The organism is Dietzia sp. 2505 (assembly GCF_040546785.1).
GTDB lineage: Bacteria > Actinomycetota > Actinomycetes > Mycobacteriales > Mycobacteriaceae > Dietzia.
On the sequence record NZ_JBEPON010000002.1, the window covers coordinates 159418 to 185345 of the forward strand.

Annotated in this window: 23 protein-coding genes; 8 read left to right on the plus strand and 15 right to left on the minus strand. The window is 69.5% G+C overall.

Annotated elements, in window-relative coordinates:
* Positions 1–141: 141 nt before the first annotated feature.
* Both ABIE38_RS04445 and ABIE38_RS04450 read right to left on the minus strand, forming a co-directional pair.
* On the minus strand, positions 142–1647 hold the full coding sequence (locus tag ABIE38_RS04445) for an NlpC/P60 family protein (RefSeq protein WP_354054211.1): 1506 nt from the start codon (positions 1645–1647) through the stop codon (positions 142–144).
* Between the two features lie 392 nt (positions 1648–2039).
* Complete coding sequence (locus ABIE38_RS04450; protein WP_354054212.1) at positions 2040–2570, minus strand: Rv1476 family membrane protein; 531 nt, start codon at positions 2568–2570, stop codon at positions 2040–2042.
* A gap of 250 nt (positions 2571–2820) precedes the next feature.
* Here ABIE38_RS04450 and acnA point away from each other — a divergent pair, with 250 nt between their 5' ends.
* The 5 genes from acnA to ABIE38_RS04475 all read left to right on the plus strand — a co-directional run bounded on the left by acnA (position 2821) and on the right by ABIE38_RS04475 (position 10204).
* Positions 2821–5634, plus strand: coding sequence for an aconitate hydratase AcnA (gene acnA / locus ABIE38_RS04455; RefSeq protein WP_354054213.1), 2814 nt, complete (start codon positions 2821–2823; stop codon positions 5632–5634).
* Between the two features lie 91 nt (positions 5635–5725).
* Positions 5726–6295: a TetR/AcrR family transcriptional regulator gene (locus ABIE38_RS04460; RefSeq protein WP_354054214.1), complete on the plus strand. Its 570-nt coding sequence runs from the start codon at positions 5726–5728 to the stop codon at positions 6293–6295.
* A 27-nt stretch (positions 6296–6322) separates the two neighbouring features.
* Positions 6323–7165, plus strand: coding sequence for an aldo/keto reductase (locus tag ABIE38_RS04465; RefSeq protein WP_354054215.1), 843 nt, complete (start codon positions 6323–6325; stop codon positions 7163–7165).
* 118 nt (positions 7166–7283) lie between these two features.
* A complete protein-coding gene (locus ABIE38_RS04470) occupies positions 7284–8663 on the plus strand; it encodes an MFS transporter (protein WP_354054216.1) in 1380 nt (459 codons plus the stop codon).
* A complete protein-coding gene (locus ABIE38_RS04475; RefSeq protein WP_354054217.1) occupies positions 8660–10204 on the plus strand; it encodes a pyridoxal phosphate-dependent decarboxylase family protein in 1545 nt (514 codons plus the stop codon). The genes ABIE38_RS04470 and ABIE38_RS04475 overlap by 4 nt, the downstream gene beginning before the upstream one ends.
* A gap of 72 nt (positions 10205–10276) precedes the next feature.
* On the opposite strand, the gene ABIE38_RS04480 is transcribed toward ABIE38_RS04475, so the two are convergent.
* Together ABIE38_RS04480 and ABIE38_RS04485 are read right to left on the minus strand one after the other, a co-directional pair.
* Entirely contained in the window at positions 10277–10624 is a 348-nt protein-coding gene (locus ABIE38_RS04480; protein ID WP_354054218.1) for a hypothetical protein, read from the minus strand.
* A 67-nt stretch (positions 10625–10691) separates the two neighbouring features.
* The gene (locus tag ABIE38_RS04485) at positions 10692–11393 is read right to left on the minus strand and encodes a GAP family protein (protein WP_354054219.1); all 702 of its coding nucleotides are present in this window, start codon (positions 11391–11393) and stop codon (positions 10692–10694) included.
* Between the two features lie 102 nt (positions 11394–11495).
* Here ABIE38_RS04485 and ABIE38_RS04490 point away from each other — a divergent pair, with 102 nt between their 5' ends.
* Positions 11496–12707 (plus strand): ATP-grasp domain-containing protein, encoded by a 1212-nt coding sequence (locus tag ABIE38_RS04490; RefSeq protein ID WP_354054220.1) that lies wholly within the window; start codon positions 11496–11498, stop codon positions 12705–12707.
* A gap of 52 nt (positions 12708–12759) precedes the next feature.
* Positions 12760–13977 (plus strand): alpha/beta fold hydrolase, encoded by a 1218-nt coding sequence (locus ABIE38_RS04495; RefSeq protein WP_354054221.1) that lies wholly within the window; start codon positions 12760–12762, stop codon positions 13975–13977.
* A 55-nt stretch (positions 13978–14032) separates the two neighbouring features.
* On the opposite strand, the gene ABIE38_RS04500 is transcribed toward ABIE38_RS04495, so the two are convergent.
* From ABIE38_RS04500 to ABIE38_RS04510, 3 genes are all read right to left on the minus strand, one after another.
* Entirely contained in the window at positions 14033–14470 is a 438-nt protein-coding gene (locus ABIE38_RS04500) for a universal stress protein (protein ID WP_354054222.1), read from the minus strand.
* 358 nt (positions 14471–14828) lie between these two features.
* Positions 14829–16460 carry an ABC-F family ATP-binding cassette domain-containing protein gene (locus tag ABIE38_RS04505; RefSeq protein WP_354054223.1) on the minus strand — a complete coding sequence of 544 codons (1632 nt, stop codon included), beginning with the start codon at positions 16458–16460 and terminating at the stop codon, positions 14829–14831.
* A 118-nt stretch (positions 16461–16578) separates the two neighbouring features.
* A complete protein-coding gene (locus tag ABIE38_RS04510; RefSeq protein ID WP_354054224.1) occupies positions 16579–17370 on the minus strand; it encodes a thioesterase family protein in 792 nt (263 codons plus the stop codon).
* A 30-nt stretch (positions 17371–17400) separates the two neighbouring features.
* Between ABIE38_RS04510 and ABIE38_RS04515 the strand changes: the two genes are divergently transcribed.
* Entirely contained in the window at positions 17401–18567 is a 1167-nt protein-coding gene (locus tag ABIE38_RS04515; RefSeq protein ID WP_354054225.1) for a lycopene cyclase family protein, read from the plus strand.
* On the opposite strand, the gene ABIE38_RS04520 is transcribed toward ABIE38_RS04515, so the two are convergent.
* The 8 genes from ABIE38_RS04520 to ABIE38_RS04555 all read right to left on the minus strand — a co-directional run bounded on the left by ABIE38_RS04520 (position 18564) and on the right by ABIE38_RS04555 (position 25876).
* Positions 18564–19220 carry a DUF8692 domain-containing protein gene (locus ABIE38_RS04520; RefSeq protein WP_354054226.1) on the minus strand — a complete coding sequence of 219 codons (657 nt, stop codon included), beginning with the start codon at positions 19218–19220 and terminating at the stop codon, positions 18564–18566. The two genes, ABIE38_RS04515 and ABIE38_RS04520, sit on opposite strands and share 4 nt — an antisense overlap.
* Before the next feature lie 220 nt (positions 19221–19440).
* The gene (locus tag ABIE38_RS04525; RefSeq protein ID WP_354054227.1) at positions 19441–19911 is read right to left on the minus strand and encodes a metal-sulfur cluster assembly factor; all 471 of its coding nucleotides are present in this window, start codon (positions 19909–19911) and stop codon (positions 19441–19443) included.
* 6 nt (positions 19912–19917) lie between these two features.
* Entirely contained in the window at positions 19918–20370 is a 453-nt protein-coding gene (gene sufU, locus ABIE38_RS04530) for a Fe-S cluster assembly sulfur transfer protein SufU (protein ID WP_354054228.1), read from the minus strand.
* On the minus strand, positions 20367–21626 hold the full coding sequence (locus ABIE38_RS04535; RefSeq protein ID WP_354054229.1) for a cysteine desulfurase: 1260 nt from the start codon (positions 21624–21626) through the stop codon (positions 20367–20369). Before ABIE38_RS04535 ends, sufU begins: the two co-directional genes overlap by 4 nt.
* 18 nt (positions 21627–21644) lie before the next feature.
* Positions 21645–22415 (minus strand): Fe-S cluster assembly ATPase SufC, encoded by a 771-nt coding sequence (gene sufC, locus ABIE38_RS04540; RefSeq protein ID WP_179525313.1) that lies wholly within the window; start codon positions 22413–22415, stop codon positions 21645–21647.
* Positions 22416–22470: 55 nt separating this feature from the next.
* A complete protein-coding gene (sufD, locus tag ABIE38_RS04545) occupies positions 22471–23679 on the minus strand; it encodes a Fe-S cluster assembly protein SufD (RefSeq protein WP_354054230.1) in 1209 nt (402 codons plus the stop codon).
* 5 nt (positions 23680–23684) lie between these two features.
* Entirely contained in the window at positions 23685–25142 is a 1458-nt protein-coding gene (sufB, locus tag ABIE38_RS04550) for a Fe-S cluster assembly protein SufB (protein ID WP_354054231.1), read from the minus strand.
* The gene (locus tag ABIE38_RS04555) at positions 25139–25876 is read right to left on the minus strand and encodes a helix-turn-helix transcriptional regulator (RefSeq protein WP_354054232.1); all 738 of its coding nucleotides are present in this window, start codon (positions 25874–25876) and stop codon (positions 25139–25141) included. The genes sufB and ABIE38_RS04555 overlap by 4 nt, the downstream gene beginning before the upstream one ends.
* Positions 25877–25928 lie beyond the last annotated feature (52 nt).

Genomic DNA, 25928 nt, shown 5'->3' on the forward strand with positions numbered 1-25928 from the left:
CCGGACCCTCAGGACGGGCTGTGGTTGACAGTACCGGTGTACGACCGTGCCCGGCCCGACCAGTGGTCGGGCCGGGCACGGTGGGTCCGGGGCGGTGGGTCCGGGGCGGTGGGTCCGGCGCGGTGGCCCGGTGCGACCACGTCAGGTCAACCGGACGACCATGGGTGAGATCCCGGCCATCCGGACCGGCGAGATCTTGACGACGTCACCGGACTGCGGCGCCTCCACCATCCTGCCGTCACCCAGGTACAGCGCCACGTGGCCGGGCCAGAAGAGCATGTCACCACGCTTCCGTGTGGCCACCGGGTACTGCGGGCCCGCGGTGTACTGGTACCCGGTGAAGTGCGGCAGTGCCTTACCGATTCCGGCGAACGCGTAGATCATCAGGCCGGAGCAGTCGAAGCCGATCTTGTTGTAGTCACCGTGGCTGTCCGCGACGCCTCCGTCCCGGATGCCGCGCGTGGGCCCCCTGGCGTCGCCGCCGCCCCAGGCGTACGGGACTCCGAGCTGGGACAGTGCCCGGTTGACGACCGTCTCCACCTGGGCGGAGCTCGACGGCGTGCCCGAATTGCCGCCGCCCTGACCTGGTGCGGGGGCGGGCGCCGGAGGAGGCGCCCCCGGACCCTGCTGGATGGACCCGAAGTCCGCCCGTCCGATCGCGTCGGCGACCTGTTGGATGATCGCCTCGGTGTCGCCGTTGACCCCCGCGTCGATCGCGGCACCGATGCTGCCGGCGTCGATCGCACCGCCGACCGCCCGCGCCGCGCCGTCCGAGGAACCCCCGGCGAACTGCCTGACCGCACCCAGGTCGAGGTGGCCCGGGAGGGCGGAGGCGATGTCCGCGGCCTGCCGTCCGGCCCGTGGGTCCGCGGCGAGTGCGCGGTAGGCCTCGTCCCGCACGGCGTCCTGGTCGACCGTGTACGGGTCGGCGTTCTGCGGTCCCGCGGGAGTGGCTCCCGACTCGGCCAACGCACTGCGGTTCTGCTCGAGCGCCCGGGTCAGCTCGGTGACCTCGGCTTCCAACGAGGTGACGTCGGCATAGACGGTCGCCACCTCGGATTCGGCCGCGTCCCGCCGTGACGAGGCGTCCGCATAGCGCTGTTCCGCGTCCGTCCGGGCGAGCGCGGCGTCGGACTCGCGCCGGGTCGCCTCGTCGACCGCCGCGACCATGTCCCCCACCACGTGCCGCTGGTCCGCGGCGGCACGCTGGAGGAACTCCTGGCGTCGCCCGGCGTCGGCGGGGCCGCCCGGGTCCAGGATCGCCGAGGCCGCACCGGGTGCGGTCCCCTGGCGGTGCAGGAGCCGGGAGTACTCGTCGAGGGTGCCCCTGGCGGACTCCACACCGGACTCCGCCTGTTCCCGCTCCGCGACCGTGCGGTCGGCGTCCGCTATCGCCCGGTCGAGCTGGATCCGGGCCATCTGCAGGTCGACGAGGGTCTTATTGACGCCCTCCCGCTTGACCGCGATGTCCTGACGGGTCGCGTCGAGCCTCGCGGACGCGTCCGCGACCGCGCGGATCAGGCCGCTGATGTCTGCTGGCGAGGCCGCCGGGACCTCCTGCGCCGCGACGACCGGTGCGTGGACCACGCCCGACGCGGTCCCCAGGACGAGCGCCGCCGCGAGGAGGGCGTGTCCGGGCGTCCGCACCGGACCCCGCCGTCTCCGCGCTCCCGGAGCGCGGCTTGATGAATGGTCAGGCTTCACGTTTCACCTTCCGATAACCGCACGAGGATGCGGCTGACCGCGCGACCCGCACGGCGGGTCGCGTCACCGAGGAGGGTGAGGTCCGGGTGATGCCTTCCCCTGCGCCACTAGAGCCTCATACCAACTCGGCAGAACCGATGGTTCCTCTAGCACCGTAGGTCACAGAAGTCCCGTCCGGAACATTGGGCGGCAAAATACACTGCTGTAACTCTAATTACGCGAGAAAAGACGGCGTGTCGGGTGATGCCGCGGAACGCGCCCGCCAGTGCAGCGTCGCCCGCGGCTTCAGCCCAGGCGTCGCCGGAGAGCGTCAGCGCAGGCGGCGCCGGAGAGCGTCAGCGCAGGCGGCGCCGGAGGGCGACGGCGAAGGCGACCGCCACGACGATCGCCAGCACGAGCACGACCGCCGAGAACGCGCCCCAGGGCGGAGCCGGTGCGGTGACTTTGTGCGCGAAGACGGAGGCGGAGGCCACCGGGTCGAACTCCTCCCAGGCGTCATCCTGGCCGGCCTCGAGCTTGTGGCGGGGGATGGTATCGCTGGAACTCCCGATGAAGACCGGGGTCCGGACCAGGATCGTGCCCTCGTACTCCTCGTTCAGCAGGGCGGCGAGGTCGCGGGCGTCCGTGTAGACGGCGGCCGGGGCCTCGGTGTAGACCACCTTGAGATCGATCCCGCGGTCCCCCGCCTCGGTGACTACGGTCCGCAGACCCTCGACGAACGGCTCCGGGGCGGAGACGCCGTCGTCGGCCAGGTCCCGGGACACGGCCTCGAAGTCGAGCCACTGCGGGACCTCGCCCTCCTGCAGTGACATCACCGGCTCGGCCTCGTAGGCGAGCGTGGTCACGGAATCGTCGGAGTTGTCCACGGCCGATATGGTGCCATCTCGTCGTCGTCGAACCGAATACGCGCGCCGGACGGCGCGATACCCGCTCCGCGCCCCCACCTTCGGGCGTGCCGGAACCTATACAGGACGAGCGTACTGGTAAATTGGTGACCGCAACCGGGCGCGAGGGTCCACAATGGGTCCTGTGTCCGCCCCCGGCGTTGCCGCCCGAGACACGCGGCGACACCGGGAGGGATGACGAATCGACATTCACACCACGAGTGGAGCTGACGTGACAGCAAGCATTGACAGCTTTGGCGCCAAGGGGACCCTAGAGGTCGGCGGCCAAGCCTATGAGATCTACCGCCTCTCGGCGGTCGAGGGAGCCGCGAAGCTCCCTTATTCCCTCAAGGTCCTCACCGAGAACCTGCTGCGCACGGAGGACGGCAAGAACGTCACCAAGGCGCACATCGAGGCCCTGGCCGGCTGGGACCCCTCCGCCGAGCCCGACACCGAGATCCAGTTCACGCCCGCCCGCGTGATCATGCAGGACTTCACCGGTGTCCCCTGCATCGTCGACCTCGCCACCATGCGTGAGGCCGTCAAGACCCTCGGTGGCGACCCCGACAAGGTCAACCCCCTCGCGCCGGCCGAGATGGTCATCGACCACTCCGTGATCATCGAGTCCTTCGGTGGTCGCGACTCCTTCGACAAGAACGTCGAGATCGAGTACCAGCGCAACGAGGAGCGGTACCAGTTCCTGCGCTGGGGCCAGGGCGCGTTCGACGACTTCAAGGTCGTCCCCCCGGGTACCGGCATCGTGCACCAGGTCAACATCGAGTACCTGGCGCGCTCGGTGATGGTTCGGAACGGGCAGGCCTACCCCGACACGTGCGTCGGCACCGACTCGCACACCACCATGGAGAACGGTCTCGGCGTCCTGGGCTGGGGCGTCGGCGGTATCGAGGCCGAGGCGGCCATGCTCGGCCAGCCCATCTCCATGCTCATCCCCCGCGTCGTGGGCTTCAAGCTCACCGGGTCGATCAAGCCGGGCGTCACCGCCACGGACGTCGTCCTGACGATCACCGAGATGCTGCGCAAGCACGGCGTCGTGGGCAAGTTCGTGGAGTTCTACGGTGCCGGTGTCGCGGCTGTGCCCCTGGCCAACCGCGCCACGATCGGCAACATGAGCCCGGAGTTCGGCTCCACCTGTGCCATGTTCCCGATCGACGGCGAGACCATCGACTACCTGCGTCTGACGGGTCGCGACGAGGAGCAGCTCGCCCTGGTCGAGGCATATGCCAAGGAGCAGGGCATGTGGCTCCACGCCGACGCGGAGGAGCCCGTCTTCTCCGAGTACCTCGAGCTCGACCTGGGCGATGTCGTCCCGTCGATCGCCGGACCCAAGCGTCCGCAGGACCGCATCGAGCTGGCCGACGCCAAGAGCGCGTTCCGCAAGGACATCCACAACTACGTGGACGCCGGCGTCAACCCCCTCGGTGACACCGAGAAGGGCCGGATGCAGTCCGAGGGCGGTGCCCCGTCCGACAACACCGGAACCGCGACCCTCTCGCACGCCGAGGAGGGCTCGGTCCGGGCCGACGCCTCCGCCGGCTCCGAGGGACGTCCCTCCAAGGCCGTCGAGGTGTCCGTCGACGGCACCGAGATGGTCCTGGACCACGGGATCGTCTCCATCGCCTCGATCACCTCCTGCACCAACACGTCCAACCCGTCGGTGATGATCGGCGCCGGGCTCCTCGCGCGCAAGGCGCACGAGAAGGGCCTCAAGGCCAAGCCGTGGGTCAAGACCTCGATGGCACCGGGTTCGCAGGTCGTCACCGAGTACTACGAGCGGGCCGGACTCTGGCCGGACCTGGAGGCCCTCGGCTTCTACCTCGTGGGCTACGGCTGCACCACCTGCATCGGAAACTCCGGTCCGCTGCCGGAGGAGATCTCCAACGCGATCCAGGAGCACGACCTGACCGCCACCGCGGTGCTGTCCGGTAACCGCAACTTCGAGGGCCGGATCAACCAGGACGTCAAGATGAACTACCTGGCGTCCCCGCCGCTGGTCATCGCGTACTCCATCGCAGGGACCATGGACTTCGACTTCGAGTCCGACTCCCTGGGCAAGGACAACGACGGCAACGACGTCTACCTCAAGGACATCTGGCCCTCCACCGAGGAGATCGAGGAGACCATCAAGGCCTCCATCTCCTCCAAGGAGTACACGTCCAAGTACGCCGACGTCTTCGCCGGTGACGACCGCTGGCGCGGGCTCAGCACCCCGGACGGCAAGACCTTCGAGTGGGACGCCAAGTCGACCTACGTGCGCAAGCCCCCGTACTTCGACGGGATGCAGATGGAGCTGACCCCGGTCGAGGACGTCAAGGGCGCCCGCGTCCTGGCCAAGCTCGGCGACTCGGTCACGACCGACCACATCTCGCCGGCGTCGACGATCAAGCCGGGTACCCCGGCCGCGCAGTACCTGGACGAGAACGGGGTGTCCCGTCAGGACTACAACTCGTTCGGTTCGCGCCGTGGCAATCACGAGGTCATGATCCGGGGCACGTTCGCCAACATCCGCCTCCAGAACCAGCTGCTGGACGGGGTGACGGGCGGCTACACGCGCGACTTCACGCAGGAGGGCGCCCCGCAGGCGTTCATCTACGACGCCGCGCAGAACTACGCCGCGCAGGGCACGCCGCTCGTGGTGCTCGGTGGCAAGGAGTACGGCACCGGGTCCTCGCGCGACTGGGCGGCCAAGGGCACCAGCCTGCTCGGCGTCAAGGCCGTCATCACCGAGTCGTTCGAGCGCATCCACCGCTCGAACCTCATCGGCATGGGTGTCATGCCGCTGCAGTTCCCCGAGGGCGAGTCGCACGAGACCCTCGGCCTGGACGGTACGGAGACGTTCGACATCACCGGGATCGAGGAGCTGAACAACGGCACCACGCCCAAGACGGTGAAGGTCGTCGCCACCAAGGAGGACGGCCAGGTGGTCGAGTTCGACGCCAAGGTGCGCATCGACACCCCCGGCGAGGCGGAGTACTACCGCAACGGCGGCATCCTGCAGTACGTGCTGCGCAACATGATCAAGGGCTGATCACCTCCACCCCGACGGCGGTGCGCGGTAACTCCCGGTGAGACAGGGAGAACCGCGTACCGCCGTGGTGTATCCGTAGGAAGGTTGTGAGATGCCCAGGGTCAGTCAGGACCACATGGCCGCCCGGCGTCGGGAGATCCTGTCGGGGGCGCGCGAGTGCTTTGCCGAGTTCGGGTTCGAGGGTGCCACGGTCCGACGTCTGGAGGAGACCACCGGTCTGAGCCGCGGTGCGATCTTCCACCACTTCGACGACAAGGACGCGCTGTTCCTCGCGTTGGCGCACGACGACGCCGCCGCCATGGCGGCCACGGTGGCCGAGCAGGGTCTGGTCCAGGTGATGCGGGAGATCCTGGCCGACCCCAACGAGTTCTCGTGGCTCGGCACCCGACTGGAGATCGCGCGGCGGATCCGCACCGACCCGGCCTTCCGGGAGCGGTGGACCGACCGGCAGGCGGAGCTCGACGAGGCCATCCTCGCGCGCCTACGGGAGCAGAAGGACTCTGGGAGGATGCGGACGGACGTCCCCGATGACGTGCTGCGCGTCTACCTCGACATCGTGCTCGACGGACTCATCACCCATCTCGCGACAGGGCGCGGGACGGCCCACGTGAGCGCGATGCTCGACCTGGTGGAGGCCTCGCTGCGCACCGGTCGCGAGTGATCCCGGGACGGGCGTACGGTAGGGCGCATGACCGACTCCACACCGCAGATCCCGCTGATCGACTTGGGCGACGGCCGTGCGATCCCCCAGCTCGGCTTCGGTACCTACCAGGTGCCCCCGGCCGAGACCGAGAAGGTCGTCTCGGACGCTCTCGAGGCCGGGTACCGGCACCTGGACACCGCCCAGATGTACGGCAACGAGGACGGGGTGGGTCGCGCGATCGCGGCCTCTGGCATCCCTCGTGACGAGCTGTGGCTCACCACCAAACTCAACAACTCGTTCCACGAGCCCGCCGCCGCCCGCGACTCCGCCGAACGCTCGCTCGAGGCCCTCGGCGGTCGGATCGACCTGTTCCTGGTGCACTGGCCGCTGGCGATGCACGACGACGTCGCCCGCGTGTGGGAGGCCATGGAGGGCATCCGCGCCGACTTCGCGGTGGACTCGATCGGCGTCTCCAACTTCACCCCCGCCAACCTTGCGCGGCTGTCAGAGGCGGGACTCAGTACTCCCACGGTCAACCAGATCGAGTCGAACCCCTACTTCGTCAACGACGAGGTCCGCGCCGCGTGCGCGGATCGCGGGATCGCCGTGGAGGCGTGGAGCCCGCTCGCGCAGGGCGCGGTCTTCGGGGATCCGCAGCTCACCGCGTTGGCGGAGCAGGTCGACCGCTCGGTCTCCCAGGTCGTGCTCCGCTGGGTGCTCCAGCGCGGGGACATCGTCTTTCCCAAGTCCTCGAGCCCCGAGCGGATGCGTCAGAACCTCGACGTGTTCGACTTCGAGCTGAACGACGAGCAGATGGCCTCGATATCGGCCTTGCACAACGGCACGCGCTCCGGACCGGATCCGGACACCTTCGACTGGCGCGGCTGAGGCGGGTCCCGGCACACTCCTCATCGAGAAGAGCGTTCCGAACACGTTTCGTTGAAGCCAGGTGCGCGGAACGCCCTTTTCGACGGCGGACGCAGTCCCCTCGCCCTAGAGTCTGTCCATGACCACCACACGGGCGCACGGCGAGGCGGCGCGTGACGACGGCCGGTCCGCCGGGCGGCCCTCGGGCCGGATGCTCGCCTCGTACTCCGCCGGAAGCGTTGGTACGGGAGCGTTCAGCACACTGCCCGGGCTGGTACTGGCCTACTACCTCACCGATTCGATCGGAGTCGCCGCCGCGGTGGCGACGGTGGTGGTGCTGGTCCCCAAGGTGGTCGACGTGCTCGCCTATCCGCTCATCGGGGCGATCTCCGACCGCGCCTCGCACCGCACCGGATACCGGACGGGACTCATGCTGTTCGGGGCGCTCGCGCTGCCCCTGCTCTTCGTGGCCACCTTCTCGGCGCCGACGCAGTGGGGCACCGCGCTCGCCGGCGTCTGGGTCATGGGCTTCTTCCTCCTGGCCTCGCTGGCCTTCTCGTGTTTCCAGGTCCCCTATCTCGCCCTACCGGCGGAGCTGACCGGCGACTCGGGGGTGCGGGTGACGATCCTCGCGTGGCGCGTCGCGGTGCTGGCCGCGACGATCCTCGTGGTGGGGGGTGGTGGTCCGGCCCTGCGCGAGGCCGCGGGCGGAGGGGCGACGGGGTACGTGGTGATGGCCGTCGCCGTGTCCGCCCTGATGCTCGGCGGCATGCTGTGGGCGACGCTCGGATCCGGTCGACGCACCGTCCTGCGGGCGGACGCGCAGGTCGGCGACCTGGGCCGGCAGTACCGCGACGGACTCGACGCGCTGCGGGTGACCCGGCCGTTCCGGTTGTTGGTGGGCCTGTTCTGCCTGCAGGCGGTGGCCACGGCCGTGATGCTCGCGGGTGGCCAGTACGTCGCCACCTACATCCTGGGCAACGAGGCCGCGCTGACCGGGCTGTTCCTCGCGCTGATCGCCCCCGCACTGCTGGTGATGCCGCTGTGGGCACGCCTGGCGCACGCCCGGGGCAAGGTTCCCGCTCTGGCGACCGCGACGATCCTGTTCACCGTGTCCGCTCTCATGCTCATCCCCGCGGGGATGTGGCCCGGGATGTGGGTGCACGTCCCCGTCGCGTTCGCGGGAGTCGCCTACGCCGGGATGCAGGCTCTCCCCATGTCCATGCTGCCCGACACCACGGACATGGACCGCGAGCTGGGGGGACGACGTCGCAGCGGGGCGATGAGCGGGCTGTGGACGGCGTCCGAGACGGGATCGATGGCGCTCGGACCCGTCGTGGTGCTGGCACTGCTCGCGGTGACCGGCTTCCGCTCGGGCGGCGTCGCCGATCAGCCCGAGCCGGCCCTCTGGGCCATCATCCTCGGTTTCTCCCTGGTCCCGGCCCTGCTGACCGCTGCGAGCCTGCTGGTCATCCGGGCCCTGGGACGCGAACACCCCAGCTGGACGGAGCCCGCATGACAGTCGAACGCCCGGACACCGACCCCCTGGAGGCCCTGATCGCCCGGAGGGGCGAGGCGGCCCTCGAGACGCTGGCCGCGCTGCGGGCGTCGGACCCGCCCACGACCGGTGGCAGGGTGCTCTCCTACGTCTACGACTCGGGAATGGAGGGCGTGGACCGGTTGGCCGTGCGTGCGGCCGGTCTGGCGCACGGGGTCAACGGCCTGGACCCGACCGTCTTCGGGTCGGTCGCACAGATCCACGGTGGGATCGTCAGCAGGGTCCGCACGATCTTGGGCGGGGACCCCGGGGACGGTCCGGGCGACGACGACGAGGTCCACGGCGTCGTGACGTCGGGCGGCACCGAGAGTTGCGTGCTGGCGTGTCTGGCGGCTCGGGAGATCTCCGGGCGTGCCCCCGGCAGTGGCGGGACGATCGTCGCCCCGGTGACCGTCCACGCGGCGTTCCGCAAGGCCGCCCACATCCTCGGGCTGCGGTTCGTCGGCGTCGAGGTGGACCCCGCCACGGGCCGGGTGGCCGCCGAGGACCTGCTGGCCGCTGTGGATCACGACACCTGCCTGGTGGTGTGCTCGGCCTCCTCCTACCCCACCGGTGTGATCGACCCGGTGGAGCAGGTCGCGGCCGGGCTCGACGCGCACCACGACCCGCGGATCGGGTTGCACGTGGACGCCTGTCTGGGCGGGCTTGTCCTTCCCTTCTGGCCGGGAGGGGTGGGGTCGACCTGGGATCTCCGGGTCAATCGCGTCACCAGCATCTCGGCCGATCTGCACAAGTACGGGTTCGCCCCCAAGGGGACCTCGGTGCTGCTCAGTCGGGGTCGCGCCCGGCATCGCGCATCCTGGTTCTCCACCGTCGACTGGCCGGGTTACCCGGTGGTCAACCCCACCCTGTCGGGGTCCAAGCCACTCGAGCCCGCGGCCGCCGCGTGGGCCGTGCTCGAGGCCCTGGGCGACGACGGCCAGTCCGAACTCGTGGCGCGCACCGCCCGGGCGACCGGACGCCTCGTGGAGGGTCTGGCCGGCATCGAGGGACTGCGCGTGATCGACTCCGATCCGGGACCCCTGATCGCCGTGGTGGCCGACGGTTCGGTGGGAGACGCCCGACGTGTCCACCCCCACCTGTGGGCGGACGAGTGCGGTCGCAGGGGCATCGCCGTGCAGGCGCAACCGGCCTACCGCCAGGAGCGGGGCGCGTTGCCGTCGTCGTCGCACCTCACCATCACCCCGGTGACCGAACGCCTGACGGACGAGATACTGGAGGTGGCCCACGCGGCTGCCGACGCGGTACGCGGCAAGCCGGACCCGGCGCCTCCGGCCGCGTTCGCCGATGTGCTCGCCGCGCTGGAGGCCGGCGCCCTCTCCCCTGGCGACCTGCTCGCCCTGCCCGAGGACGATGTGCACGCGATGGTGTCCGGTGTCCTCGCCGGTGACGACGAGGACGACGGCGGGATGGCCGCTCTGCTCGCGGCGATCGAACGCCTCCCGGCGGAGGTGGGTGCCCGGCTGGTACGGGCGTACCTCGCCGCGGTGATGGAGGGGTGAACGCGAACCGCCCCCCGACCGGAGTCGGGGGGCGGCGCGGGGTGTGGTGCGGAGGTGCAGACCAGGACCGTGTCAGACCAGGACGGCGATGGCGACGTTGACCACGCCGAGGACGCCGGCGATGGTGGCCAGGGTCCCGGTGCTGCCCGCCGCCCTGGCCTCCTTGCGCGCGCCCACCACCGCGACGACCAGGATGACGACCGCGACGACGAGCTTGATCCCGATCTTCATGTGGTTGAGGTCCACGTCCTGCATCTCGCGCAGACCGACGAGCAGCAGACCGGTGACCACCTGGAGGATCGCCCCGTGCAGGATCGCCTTGTTCATGTGAGGCGCCTTGATGGTGGCGAGCCACCCGCCGATGATGCCGGCCAGGCCGATGAAGTGCAGGATCAGAACGATGTTGAAAACGAGGTCCATGTGGACAAGTGTCTCAAACGCACTGGTCACAGTAGTTGCTAAGGATCGCCTAACCGGGGACGGAGGGTCAGCGGTGCAGGAGCGTCGCGAACACCAGCAGGGCGATCCCGCCGAAGGTCATCACGCCGAATGACACCCACCGTGTGTCCCACCCGAGCATCCGTTCGTACACATCGGTGACCCTCTGTGTGGCGACGGGGAATCGGGACCACACCCACGCGAGGAGGACGAACGGCGCGACCAGGGCCAGCACGAAGACGAGATAGGCACCCAGCCTGAGTACGGGATCGGTGCTCACGCTCTCGACCAGTCGGCCGGTCAGGTACATGATCGGGAGGGTGGTCAGACCGATGATGGCCGAGGTGAAGCCGAGCACGAACAGCGCGGCCGGCGGGGAGTTCTGATCGGGTGCGCGCGCGGGACGCTGCGGGCGCACGGGAACGACCCGCAGCCACACCACCATCGCACAGGCCGCCATCAGCAGGACCACACCCACGACCAGGTCGACGACGTGGTTCTCCACCACCGCGTCCCCGCGCTGGCGCACCTGATCCACCAGGTTGGCGGGATTGACGCCGTGGAGGAGCAACGCGAGGGCCGTGGCCCCCGACACCAGACCCGAGAGCAACCATGTCAGACGCGCGCGCACGTTCTGGTGCCTCGCGAGGATGTCGGCGGTCGCGCCATACAGTGCGGGGCTCAGGCCCAGCGCCAGACCGAACCCGACAAGTGTCGGGACGGCTGCGATCCATCTCGCCACCTCGTGCATGTGCTCCCATTTCGTCGTCTCGACAGTAGTACCGATTGGCGCCGGCCCGTCCGTGGCCGTGATTAGGATAAGCGGACGGTCACCAGACCCGAGAGGACCATGATGCGCGTACTCGTCACCAGTTCCAGGAACACCTTCGCCCTGGACATCATCCGCAAGCTCGGTAGCCGTGGCCACACCGTGGTGGCGAGCGACACCTACCCGGGCGCGACGGGCAGTCACTCGAAGTACCTCGCGGGACATGCCGTCACGGCCTCCCCCCGCTACGACACCGACCAGTTCATCCGGGACGTCAACCGGATCGTCTCCGAATACGACATCGACCTCATCATCCCGACCTTCGAGGAGGTCTTCTACCTCGCCGCCCGGGTCGCGAACCTGCCCGAGGGGGTGACGCTGTTCGGCGGGAGCTTCGCCAAACTCGCGCAATTGCACGACAAGGCGAGTTTCCAGCGCCTGGTGGAGAGGTCGGGAGTGCCGATCCCCGAGACCATCGTGGCTACCGACCACGCCTCGCTCGTGTCCGCGATCGAGAAGTACCCGCGCTTCTTCGCCCGGGCGGCGTTCTCGCGCGGCGGCGTGGGACTGTTGACCAACACCGGGCCGCTGGCGGGGAAGATGTCCGTCGACGACTGCCACCCCACCGAAGAGCAGCCGTGGCTGGTGCAACCGTTCGTCGACGGCCCGATGGTGTGCACCTACAGCACCATCGTGGACGGCCGGGTCACCTCGCACTGCACCTACCGCGCGCCCGAGCAGTGGGCGCACAGCACGGGCATCACCTTCCTCGCTGTGGACAGCACCGACACCCTCGACTACACGCAGCGCATAGTCGACGCGCTCGACCCGGGGTTCACGGGCCAGCTCTCCTTCGACTTCGTCGACAACGACGGGCAGCTCTACTCCATCGAGTGCAATCCACGCCCGACCAACGGCGTCATCCTGCTCGAGGCGGAGCAGCTCGAGCAGGCGCTCACCGGCCGGAACCCCGAGGCGTTCGTCGTCGAACCGGGCGTCGAGCGCCAGATCAGCCTGGCCGTGCTCGCCGACGCGTTCGCCGAGCCGCTCAAGCACCTGCCCACGTCGCTGCACGACCTGCTCCACGTGAAGGACGTCGGCTCGGGGTGGCATGACTCCTTCGCCATGATGTGGAGCCCCGCGACGCTCATTCACGGTGCCAAGCTGAGCCACGGCCAGCGCAAGGAGTTGCTGGGCGCTCTGGGCGACGACATCGTGTGGAACGGAGAGCCCATCACCGGGATGAGCGCCGCTGATGCCGCTGCGCTCGAGGACGTCCACGAGCAGCGGGTCTGAGAATCGCGCGAGCGGCATCCGAATACGCTCCGGTGTTCCGGTCGGTGTGGAGGTGACCCGGGCGCGCGGATTGGTGTCGGCCCTGGCACTCGGCACCACCGGGCTGCGCAGCGTCAGGCGACCTGCCGATGACACCGGACCCGCGTTCGACCTGACCTACGTACGGACCGGCCCGCACACCCGGCGACCGACCGTGGTGGTCCCCGGCGGTCCGGGTCTCGGGTCGGTACTGCCGTACCGCGGGCTGCGGCGAGGGGCCGCCCGCCTCGGGCACGACCTGATCATGGTCGAGCACAGAGGTGTGGGACTGTCCCGCACCGACACTGCCGGCCGCGACCTGCCGCTCTCAGCGATGCGGGTCGCCGCGGTCGCTGACGACATCGTTGCGGTACTCGACCGGGAGGCTGTGGACACGGCCTACCTGGCCGGGTCGTCCTACGGTAGCTACGTGGTGTCCTGCGTCGGCGCCCTGTATCCCGAGCGCGTCGCCGGCATGCTGTTGGATTCGGCGCTGCAGTCGTCGACCGACATGGACCTAGAGCGACGGGCGGTGCGCTCATTGTTCTGGGATGCCGACACCGCGATCGCGGCGGATGTGCGGCGTCTCTACACGCGTGGAGAGGACGGCCGGCGGCTTCTCGACGTGGTCCGCGCGGCCTACGAGTTGGGCGGCCCGGAGCTGCTCGGTCCGTTGCTGCAGGGCCGGGTGCGGGGCCGGGCGCGCGGGAGCGTGCCGGCGCCGGACGGTGCAGCCTGGCGACTCCTCGAGGCGTACGCGACCAGGGAAGGCACGCTCGCCCGCGTGCCCGGCGTCTACGAGTTCGACCTCGCCGGAGCGATCGGCTTCCGTGAACTGGGGTACGGCGCCCCGGCCGACGGCCGGCCCCTGGACCCCGCGCTCACGTATGCGCCCCTCGCGCACGTGTTCCCCGCGTTCGACGCGGAACCGGTCGACCTCAGTCGTGAGGTGTCCCGCTTCACCTGGCCGACGGTCCTTCTCAGCGGCAGCAGGGATCTCCGCACCCCAGCGGACATCGCCGACCGCGTGGCGTCGATCGCCCCGGACGCGGTGGTCACCAGAATCGAGAACGGCCACAGTGCGCTGGACACCCATCCCGCGGCGCTGCTGATGGCGCTCGACTACCTGGTGAGCGGTCGGTACGACGCGCTTTCCGGTCAGGGCGAGGTGCTGAACGCTCTCCCCCGCCGAGGAGTGACGGCCCGGCTACCGACACTGCTCGCGGGTCTGGTGCGACACACGGACTCCTGACGTGTCCGTGGAGCGGCAGGCACTGGTCGCGCTCGTCGCGCGACGCCGACCGGGCTCAGACGTCCTCGGCCTGACGCGGCAGGACCACGACCGGGGACCGCGAGTGCGCGACCACGTGTTGGCTCACCGAACCCATGAGCAACCCCCGGAAACCACCCCACCCCCGGCTCCCCACCACCACGAGCCGGGCATCCCGCGAGGCCGCGACGATCGCCTCCGCAGGGTGGCCGCGCAGCACGGTCTGATCGACGCGGGCGTCGTCACCCAGGGTGTCGCGTACGGCGTCCGCGAGCATGGTGCGCGCCCTGTCCTCCAGAATCGACGGGTCCACCCATCCGGCCATGGCGTACGGGCCGACGACGGCGGGGGTCTCGACGGCGGCCAGTGCGATCAGGGGCGCCCCGACCGTGCCCGCGTACTCGGCGGCCCAGGACAGGGCCTTCAGGGAATCGGGTCCGCCGTCGACCCCGACTACGACCGGCTGTGCATCCATTGGTCGACCTCCTCGGTGACTCCGTCGTCGGTGTACCCGGCGTCCGGCCGGATCCGGCGACATCCCCACCGTAGCCCTGCGGCCACGATGCCGTGCGGTGGTGGGCGAGAAATCGAAGCCGACCCTGCTGGTCGCCGTCTACGCGAGTTCGACGATCTTATGCGCGAACGTCGCGTGCCCTCGCTGCGCTCGGTTACGCGAGTTCGACGATCTTGTGCGCGAACGTCGCGTGCCCTCGCTGCGCTCGGTTACGCGAGTTCGACGATCTTGTGCGCGAACGTCGCGTGCCTTCGCTGCGCTCGGTTACGCGAGTTCGACGATCTTGTGCGCGAACGTCGCGTGCCTTCGCTGCGCTCGGTTACGCGAGTTCGACGATCTCCATGTACTCCTGGCTCCACAGGTCCTCGGTCCCGTCGGGCAGGATGATGACCCGCTCGGGCTCCAGGGCCTCCACCGCGCCGGGGTCGTGGGTGACCAGGACCACCGCGCCCTCGTAGCTGCGCAGGGCGTCGAGGACCTGCTCGCGCGAGATCGGGTCGAGGTTGTTGGTGGGCTCGTCGAGCAGCAGCACGTTGGCCGCCGAGGACACCAGCCCGGCCAGCGCCAGGCGCGTGCGCTCACCGCCCGACAGGGTGCCGGCGGGCTGCTCGAGCTGGGGTCCGGTGAACATGAACGCGCCCAGCAGGCCGCGCAGGTCCTGTTCCCCGGCGTCGGGCGCGGCGTGACGGATGTTGTCCCACACGCTGGCGTCCATGTCGAGGGTGTCGTGTTCCTGGGCGAAGTAGCCCACCTTCAGGCCGTGGCCTGAGACGACGCCGCCCTCACCGTCGGTGCGCTCGACTCCCGCGAGGAGCTTGAGCAGGGTGGTCTTGCCGGCGCCGTTGTAGCCGAGCACCACCACCCGGCTGCCCTTGTCGATCGCCAGGTCCACCCCGGCGAAGACCTCGAGAGAGCCGTACATCTTGGTCAGGCCCTTGGCGAACATCGGTGTCTTGCCACATGCGGCCGGGGTGGGGAACTTGATGTGCGCCACCTTGTCGGCCACCCGCACCGCGTCGAGCTGGTTCATCATGGTCTCGGCGCGACGGATCATCTGCTTGGCGGAGGCGGCCTTGGTGGCCTTGGCGCCCAGCTTGGCGGCCTGCGTCTTGAGGGCCGAGGCCTTCTTCTCGGCGTTCGCACGCTCGCGGCGTCGCCGGGCCTCATCGGTGGCGCGGGCGTCGAGGTACTTCTGCCAGCCCATGTTGTAGGCGTCGATCTCCCCGCGCACGGCGTCGAGGAACCACACCCTGTTGACCACGGCCTCGAGAAGTTCGACATCGTGGGAGATGATGATCAACCCGCCCTCGTGCTTCTCGAGGAACGAGCGCAGCCACGTGATGGAGTCGGCGTCGAGGTGGTTGGTGGGCTCGTCCAGCAGCAGCATGGTCTGCGACTTGCCCGCCCCGTCGGACGCGGCGAACAGGATCCGGGCCAACTCCACCCGCCTGCGCTGACCGCCCGACAGCGTGCCCAGGTTCTGGGTGAGGATCCGCTCCTCGAGCCCGAGGCTGTTGCAGATGCGGGCGGCCTCGCTCTCCGCCTCGTACCCACCCCGCGCGGAGAACTCGTCCTCGAGCCGGCCGTACTTCCGCACGGCCTTGTCCATCGCCGCGTCATCCGGGGCGGCGACCATCTCGTCCTGGGCCTCGGTCATCTGGAGCATCAGCACATCCAACCCGCGGGCCGACAGGACCCGGCTGCGCGCGAGCTGATCCATGTTGCCCTCGCGGGGATCCTGAGGCAGGTATCCCACGTCGCTGGTCGAGACGACCGTGCCCGCGTACGGCTCACCCTCACCGGCGAGGATTCTCATCGTCGTCGTCTTACCGGCGCCGTTCCTGCCCACCAGACCGATCCGGTCGCCGGGCTGGACCCGCAACGAGGACCCGTCCATGTGGAGCAGGGTGCGCACGCCGGCGCGCACCTCCAGGTCGTCGATGGTGATCACGTGCGCGGGTACCTCGTCTGCTATCGGGGGGAATCGGGCCGACCTGCCACTCTACCTGCGGTGCGACACGCGCGACGAGTCCGGTGACCTGTGTCTCCGCCCGTCCCCGACCCTGCTCTCAACCGACCCTGCGCCCGTACAGGTTCTGGACGCTGCGGCCGATCCGTCCCCTGTCGTCGGACAGGAGCGTGTCGGTGATCACGCCGCGACCGGGGCCGCCCACCGTCTCGGAGTCGAGGTGCACCCACCCCGGTTCGGGTTCTCGGTGCAGCGAGACCACCAGGTCACAGTTGACCGCCGGATGGGTGAGCGGGTCGGTGGCCAGGGAGATCCCGCTCGCCGAGTCCGCCACCAGGATCGTGTGCTGCCACCCGGTCATCGATTCGCCCTCGAGCAGGTCGAGTCGGCTCCGACCCCACGCGCGGGCCGGCCCCAGGGCGTCGCCGTCGCCGTGGTCGAACGAGAAGTCCACCACGGACAGGTATCCGTCCGCGTACGCGAAGGACATCATCGCCCCCCGTTCGCGCGGGGCGTCCGGCACCTCTGGACCGGTGTGGTCGCCGTGCACCGGGAAGTCCTCCGGAGTCGGCCGCATCCGCCATCCGCGGGCCACCAGGGCGGGCCGCCCGCCTGCGGAGGCGGTGGCCTCGAGTAGCTCCACGCTGCGGCCGGGCCGGACGGTGCGGACCTCGATCTCCAGGTCCGCCACGGGCACCGGGCCGAGGACGTCGACCGAGACCCGGGACAGCCGCACCACGGGCCGCCGCTCGAACCGCTCCATGGCCCGCACCAGCAGCGCACTGGGCGGGCCGGCGTGCTGTGAGTCCGGTGACCACGGACCGGCCGTCAACGGTGAGGACTCGAATCGGCCCTCGGCGACCTGGTGGTAGAACGCTCCCGGCACGTCCACGCCCTCTCGTCGGCGGTACTGTCTGTCGTGATGGATGCTACGGGGGCTGCTCTCTACGACGTCGCCGTCGTCGGTCTGGGACCGGCCGGCCGCGCGCTCGCCTCCCGCTGCGCCGCCGCGGGCCTGAGCGTCCTCGCGATCGATCCGCAGCCGGACGCGCCGTGGCGCCAGACGCTCTCCCTGTGGGCCGACCAGCTCCCCCCGTGGCTCTCGGTGGCGTCGTGCGGTGTCGACGTCCTGGCACACTCCGTCCACTCCCCGGTGCAGTACTCCCCCGACCGGTCCGTGGTGGACCGGGCCTACAGCGTGCTCGACAACGACGCCCTGCGCGAGGCACTGCCTCTCGGGGCCGGCGTGACGGTGGAGACCACGGCCGTCGACGATGCCGGGTTGCCCGCACTGACCGCCCGGGCGCACCGCGTGGTGGATTGCCGCGGCGCCGGTGGCTCCGCCAACCGAGGGCCCCTCCAGACCGCCTACGGGATCGTCCTGGACGCGGTGGACGCCGCCCCCGCCCTCGCCGGTGATCCGGCGCTGTTCATGGACTGGCGGACGGACTACGACGACGACGAACTCGGCCCGAGCTTCCTGTACGCGATCCCCCTGGGCGCCGGCAGGGTCCTGGTGGAGGAGACGTGTCTGGCGGGGCTGCCCGCACCGGATCCCGTCGACCTGGAGGCCCGGCTGCGGTCGAGGCTCCTGCGACGCGGGGTCGCGCGGTCGGCCGTCGATGCGCCGCTCGAGGTGGAGCGGGTGCGGATCCCGCTCCTGCCCCGCGGTGGTGGGTCCGGAGCCCCCCGGATCGAGGCCTTCGGCACCGCCGGGGGACACGGCCACGCGGCGACGGGGTATTCGGTGGCCTCGATGCTGGCGGCGGTCCCCGGCGCGGTGCACGCCCTCGGCACCGGATTCCCGATCCCGGCGCCCCGGTCCCCCGCGAGCACCGCGCTGCACAGGATCGGGCTCCGCGTTCTCCTGCGCGCCGACGCCCGGACCCTGAGGCAACTGTTCGGCGCATTCGGCCGGATCGACGCTCGTCGCCAGCGATGGTTCCTCGACGGCGCGAGCCCCTCGTACCAGCTGGCGCTGGCGATGTGGGACATGTGGGTGATCATGCCCGCACGAGACAAGGTGGGGATGATCGCCGCAGTCGTCCGGCGGCGCCCCCGTCCCGCCGACGGTGCTCGATCGGGCTAACCCGAGACTCGGCGCCCCGGCCCCGCATCACCCGGCGACGGGGGGAATCCGTCGAAGGTGAGGGCGAGTGCCCCGGGGCCGCGGGTCAGGCGGAACATCGAGGCCAGCGCGATCGCGGCCCACGCCACACCGATCAGTTCGAAGGTCTCCTCGACGTACATGATCGCCACATACAGGTCGGACATCCCCTGGTCGCGTTCCACGATCCCTGAGATTGACTCGATGACCAGCGCGCCGAGGAGGAACACCACCGCGGAGCCGATCAGCCCGACCGTCACCCGGGTTCGAAGGGCGAGGACCAGGCGGATGAGAAGCGCGGCGACCACCAGCGCGATGGCGGTCCCGGGGATGACCCAGCTGTAGTGGAGATCCCCCGGCAACGCCGGCGCCAGGCGGTCACCCACGTAGAAGAGTCGCTCGTGGAGCTGCGCCGCCTCGTCGGCGGAGGCGATCACGGCCACGGTGGAGAACAGCCACCACGACGCCCGGAACCGATCAGAGGTGAGGGCTGCCAGCGCGGCCAGGGCGGCGACGAGCAGCCACATCGTGGCCGCGAACCAGACCGCGATGTTCCCCTCGCCCCCGATGTCGAACGCGCTCCACAGCAGGTTCCACCCGTGATCCCGCTCGTAGCTCCCGGTGGATCGGACCACGACGTATAGAACCCCAGACAGCGGAGCCAGGAGAATAGAGGGCAGCAGTAGCCACCTGGCGGCCCGGGACAGTCGATAGCCGGTCACTCCCGGGTCTCGAGTGTGGTCCGGTGGCGCTCCGGTCGGTATGTCATCCGCGGGTGGGGCCATGCGGCCAGGGTAAACACCCGGAGAACCGCCAGCGACCCCGGGAGGTCGCGGGCGGTCCTCCCGCAGGCAGCTAGACCGTGAAGCCGATCGCCCGGAGCTGTTCCCGGCCGTCGTCCGTGATCATCTGCGGACCCCACGGCGGCATCCACACCCAGTTGAGCTCGAGGTCGTTGGCCAGGTCGGAACCCACCACCGCGCTTCGGGCCTGGTCCTCGATCACGTCGGTCAGCGGGCAGGCCGCAGAGGTCAGCGTCATGTCCACGCGCGCGATGGTGGACCCTTCGGTCTCACCCGGGCGGACCCAGATGTCGTAGACCAGCCCGAGGTCCACCACGTTGATCCCGAGCTCGGGGTCGACCACGTCCCGCATGGCCTCCTCGAGGTCGGCGACCAACGCGAGGTCCTCCTCCGACTGCTCGGGACGATTGGGATCGGGGCGGAACTCACCGTTGTAGACGGTGCCCGCCGCGGTCGGGTTCTCCTCCGCCGACGTCGCGTCGTCGACCGTCGGGTCGTTGGCCGGGGTCATCTGCTCGGTCATGTCACTTCACTCCTGATGCTGTTCGGTCTGTCGGCCGAGTGCGTCCCTGTATGCCATCCACCCCAGCAGCGCGCATTTGACGCGCGCCGGGTATCGGGACACCCCGGACAGGGCGACGGCGTCGTCGAGGATCTCCTCGTCGCCCTCGTGCTTCCCGCGGGAAGAGATCATCTCGTGGAAGGCGTCGTAGGCCTCGAGGGACTCCGACACCGTGCGGCCGACGATGAGGTCGGCCATCATCGAGGTGGACGCCTGGCTGATCGAGCAGCCCTGCGCGTCGTAGGACACGTCCTCGATCGTCGTCTGGTCGTCGGAGAGTTGCAGCCGTAGCGTCAGCTCGTCGCCACAGGTCGGGTTGACGTGGTGCACCTCTGCCCCGAAGGGCTCCCGCAGTCCGCTGTGGTGCGGGTGTCGGTAGTGGTCCAGGATGACCTCCTGGTACATCTGCTCGAGCTTCACGAACGCGCACCTCCCACTCCGAAGAACTCCTGTGCCCGGCGCAGCGACCGGGCGAGCACCTCGACCTCGTCGAGGGTGTTGTACAGAGCGAACGAGGCCCGGACCGTGGACTGCACGCCGAGTCGGCGGTGCAGCGGCCACGCACAGTGATGTCCCACCCGTACCGCGACCCCGTCGTCGTCCAGGACCTGGCTCACGTCGTGGGCGTGGACACCGTCGACCACGAAGGAGACGGCACCGCCCCGCGCGACCATGTCGCGGGGACCGACGATCCGGATTCCGGGGATCTGGCCGAGGGCCTCGAGGGTGGCCGCGGTGAGCGACTCCTCGTGCCGGGCGACCGTCTCCATCCCCACGCCCTCGAGGTAGCGCACCGCGGCGGCGAGGCCCACGGCCTGCGACACCATCGGCACGCCGGCCTCGAACCTCTGGGGCGGGTCGGCGTAGGTCGACTTCTCCATGGTCACGGTGGAGATCATCGATCCGCCCGTGAGCACCGGCGGCATGGCCCTGAGCAGGTCCCGCCGTCCGTAGAGGACGCCGATACCGGTGGGGCCGAGCATCTTGTGCCCGGAGAACGCGGCGAAGTCCACCCCGAGTCCGTGGAAGTCCACGGCCATGTGCGGGACCGACTGGCACGCGTCCAACACGACGAGCGCTCCCACCGCCTTCGCGGCCTCCACGACGCGCGCCACGTCGGTCACCGCGCCGGTGACGTTGGACTGATGGGTCAGCGCGACGACCTTGACCGCGTCGGTCAGCCGGAGGGAATCGAGATCGATCCGTCCGTCGTCGGTCACTCCGTACCACTTCAGCGTGGCACCGGTGCGGCGGCACAACTCCTGCCAGGGCACCAGGTTGGCGTGGTGCTCGAGCTCGCTGATCACGACCTCGTCACCCGGGCCAACTGAGTACGGACCGAACCGGTCGTCCCCGAGCGCGAACGCGACGAGGTTGAGCGCCTCGGTGGCGTTCTTGGTGAAGACGAGCTCGTCCACGTCGGCCCCGACGAACCCGGCGATCGCGGCACGCGCGTCCTCGTAGGCGTCGGTCGCCTCCTCGGCCAGTTGGTGTGCGCCCCGGTGGACGGCCGCGTTGGAGCTCAGGAGGAAGTCCCGCTCCGCGTCGAGAACCGGGATCGGGCGCTGCGAGGTCGCCCCGGAATCCAGGTAGACCAGGGGCTTTCCGTCACGGACCGTCCGCTGCAGGATCGGGAAATCCGAGCGGACGGCCGTGATGTCGAGGGTCGAGGTCATGTTCTCCCAGCTGTCCGATCAGGCGTTCGCGGGCGTGAGGTACTTCTCGTACCCCTCGGCCTCGAGCTCGTCCGCCAACTCCGCCCCGCCGGAGGCGGCGATCCGGCCGTCCACGAAGACGTGGACGCGGTCGGGCGTGATGTACCGCAGGATGCGGGTGTAGTGCGTGATGAGGAGGATTCCGCCGTTCTCCTCCGACCGGTAGCGGTTCACGCCGTCCGACACCACGCGGAGCGCGTCCACGTCGAGACCGGAGTCGGTCTCGTCGAGCACGGCGATCTTGGGCTTGAGCAGGTCCAACTGGAGGATCTCGTGACGCTTCTTCTCGCCGCCGGAGAAGCCCTCGTTGACGCTGCGCTCGGAGAAGGCCGGATCGAAGTCGAGGTCGGACATGGCCTCCTTGACCTCCTTGACCCAGTGCCGCAACTTGGGCGCCTCGCCCCTGACCGCGGTGGCCGCGGTGCGCAGGAAGTTGGCGGTCGAGACCCCGGGGATCTCGGTCGGGTACTGCATGGCCAGGAACAGACCGGCCCGGGCGCGCTCGTCGACCTCCATCGACAGGACGTCCTCCCCGTCGAGGGTGACGGTCCCGCCGGTCACCTCGTACTTGGGGTGGCCGGCGATGACGTAGGCGAGGGTCGACTTGCCGGAGCCGTTGGGGCCCATGATGGCGTGGGTCATGCCCGACTCGATGGTCAGGTCGACGCCCTTGAGGATGTCGACGGTCTCGGCCGAGTCGGCGGTCGCCGCGACGCGGGCGGTCAGGCCCTTGATCTCGAGAATGGTCATTGGTGTGCTCGCAATCTTTGTGAAGTCTTCGGGGGTGGTCTCTCGGGGCCTGGGATCAGATCCCGGAGGACTGCAGTTCCAGCTCGACGGCCTCGGCGATCCGCTCACGTACCTCCGGCACGCCGATGCGGTTGATCACCTCTCCGAAGAAGCCCCGGACGACCAGGCGCCGGGCGACGTCCTCGGCGATGCCCCTGGACATGAGGTAGAACAGGTGCTCTTCGTCGAATCGTCCCACTGCGCTGGCGTGGCCGGCGCCGGCGATCTCGCCGGTCTCGATCTCGAGGTTCGGCACCGAATCCGCGCGGGCCCCGTCCGTGAGGACGAGGTTGCGGTTCATCTCGTAGGTGTCGGTTCCCTCGGCGGCGGCGCGGATGAGGACCTCGCCGATCCACACGGTGTGGGCGTCGGGCAGGTTCGACGTCGCATCGCCCTGCAGCGCGCCCTTGTAGAGGACCCGCGACGTGCAGTGGGGTACCGAGTGGTCGACGAGCAACCGGTGTTCGATGTGCTGGCCGTCGTCCGCGTAGTACAGACCGTTGATGTTCACGGTGCCCCCGGGGGCCGTGAACGTCGCCAGTGGTGCGATCCGGACGAGTTCGCCACCGAAGGTCACCGCGGTGTAGGTGAGGGTCGAGTCGCGACCGACCTGCAGGTGATGATTGGCCAGATGAAGCGCGTCGTCATCCCAGTCCTGGATGAGCACCACTTCGAGGTGGGCCGAGTCGCCGACGATGAACTCGACGTTCTCGGCGATCGTCCCCCCGCCCCGCTGGTCCACCACGAAGGTGGCGTTGGCGAACGGCTCCAGGCGGATCTGGGCGTGGCCGTAGGCCAGCTCGCCCTCCCCTGGTCCGTCGACCGTCACGTACACGGGGTCGGCCAGCACGGTCTCCTTGGCCACGGTCAGCACGGTCGCGGTGTCCACGGAGCTGAAGGCCTGCGCCGCAACGCGGTCGCGGGGTGCCCCGGCCTCGCCGATCCGCTTGTCGTCGGTCCCGACGCTCTCGACCGTCAGTCCGGCACGCTCGGCGACGGAGACGAGCACGTTGCCGGTGGCCGTGACGCGCGATCCGTCATGGATCCCGCGCAGCCGCTTGAGCGGGGTGAAGCGCCAGATCTCGTCCTTGTGGCTCGGGACCTCGAACGCGCCCACGTCGAAGGAGGAGAACTGGTCGCCCTTGGTGGCGGTGACGGGGACGCCGTAGCGATCCGTCACCGGGGTGGGGCCGGTTGCGGTGGTGGGTGAAGTGGTGTCGGTCATGGCGGTCAGCCCACCGATCCTTCCATCTGGAGTTCGATCAGGCGGTTGAGCTCGAGGGCGTACTCCATGGGGAGCTCCTTAGCGATCGGCTCGACGAATCCGCGCACGATCATGGCCATCGCCTCGTCCTCGGCCAAGCCGCGGCTCATGAGGTAGAACAACTGGTCCTGACTCACCTTGGAGACGGTGGCCTCGTGACCCAGGGTCACGTCGTTCTCGCGGATGTCGATGTAGGGGTACGTGTCTGACCGGCTGATGTTGTCCACCAGCAGCGCGTCGCACTCGACGTTAGACTTCGATCCCTTCGCACCGGCGTTGATCTGGATCAGCCCGCGGTACGCGGAACGACCGCCGCCTCGCGCCACCGACTTGGAGACGATGTTCGACGAGGTGTTGGGGGCCAGGTGCAGCATCTTCGAACCTGTGTCCTGGTGCTGACCCTCCCCCGCGAACGCCACGGAGAGGACCTCGCCCTTGGCGTGCTCACCGGTGAGCCAGACCGCCGGGTACTTCATGGTCACCTTGGAGCCGATGTTGCCGTCGATCCACTCCATGGTGGCGCCCTCCTCGGCCCGGGCGCGCTTGGTGACGAGGTTGTAGACGTTGTTCGACCAGTTCTGGATGGTCGTGTAGCGGCAGCGGCCGCCCTTCTTGACGACGATCTCGACCACGGCCGAGTGCAGCGAGTCCGACTTGTAGATCGGCGCGGTGCACCCCTCGACGTAGTGCACGTAGGCGCCCTCGTCGACGATGATGAGCGTCCGCTCGAACTGGCCCATGTTCTCGGTGTTGATGCGGAAGTAGGCCTGCAGCGGGATGTCCACCTGGACGCCCGGCGGGACGTAGATGAACGAGCCGCCCGACCACACGGCGGTGTTGAGGGCGGAGAACTTGTTGTCGCCGGCCGGGATCACGGAACCGAAGTACTCCTCGAAGTACTCCGGGTGCTCCTTGAGTGCGGTGTCGGTGTCCATGAAGATGACACCCTGGCTCTCGAGGTCCTCGCGGATCTGGTGGTAGACCACCTCGGACTCGTACTGGGCCGCGACGCCCGCGACCAGACGCTGCTTCTCCGCCTCCGGGATGCCGAGCTTGTCGTAGGTGTTCTTGATCTCCTCGGGCAGGTCCTCCCACGAGGTGGCCTGCTTCTCGGTGGACCTCACGAAGTACTTGATGTTGTCGAAGTCGATCCCCGACAGGTCCGAACCCCATCCGGGCATGGGCTTCTTGTAGAACGTCGCCAGCGCCTTGAGTCGCTTGGCGAGCATCCACTCGGACTCGCTCTTCTTGCTGGAGATGTCACGCACCACGGCCTCCGAGAGGCCGCGCTGGGCTGTGGCACCGGCGGAGTCGGAATCGTGCCAACCGTAGTTGTACTGCCCGAGTGAGGCGATCCGCTCCTCGTCGGTGGTCGGCTCGTGCACGGTGACGTCGGCCGTCACCTGATCTGGGGTGATGGTCATCGCACAGTCCTTTCGGGGGTCGGAACCGACGCGTCTGCGTCGGCCGCTGCGGGGATGGTCGCCGCCAGGTCACCGGCGGTCACCATCCCCGTGGGGATGTTCGTGGTGCAGGCGCAGTCTCCGCCGGCGATGGTGGCGAGGCGCTGGACGTGGGTGCCCACGATCTCGGCCACCACCTCCTGCTCGGCCTCGCAGAGTTCGGGGAACTGGGACGCGACGTTCCACACCGGACAGTGGTGCTGGCAGATCTGGAGGCCTGATCCGGCGTCCTCGATCGACGCGGCGTATCCCGAGTCCGACAGGGCGACGGCGATGTCCGTCGCCGCACGCTCGACGTCCTCGGGGCCGTCGGCCGGCCGGACGTGCCCGATGACCGAGCGGACGCGCTGGCGGGCGAAGTCCGCGACGGCGGCGGTGCCGCCGACGCGTCGCAGGGCGGACAGTGCCTCGACGGCCAGGTGGTCGTACCCGTGCTGCGCCGACCTGCGGCCGGTCGCGGTGACCTGGAACGCCTTGGCCGGCCGACCGCGGGTGCCGGCCGGGCGGGTCCGGGTGGCCTCGACCTCACCGGACTCGACCAGCTGGTCCAGATGTCGGCGGACTCCGGCAGCGGTCAGCCCGAGTTCCCGTCCTATCTCGACGGCGGTCAGCGCCCCTCGTTCCAGGAGGAGTTCACGGACGGCCGAGCGGGTGTCGGGCCGCGTGCTGCTCTCGTACGCGTGCTGCACGCTCATCTGCCACTCCCTTCCGGCTATGCTCGGTGCGCCCCGTGCGGGACGCACCACC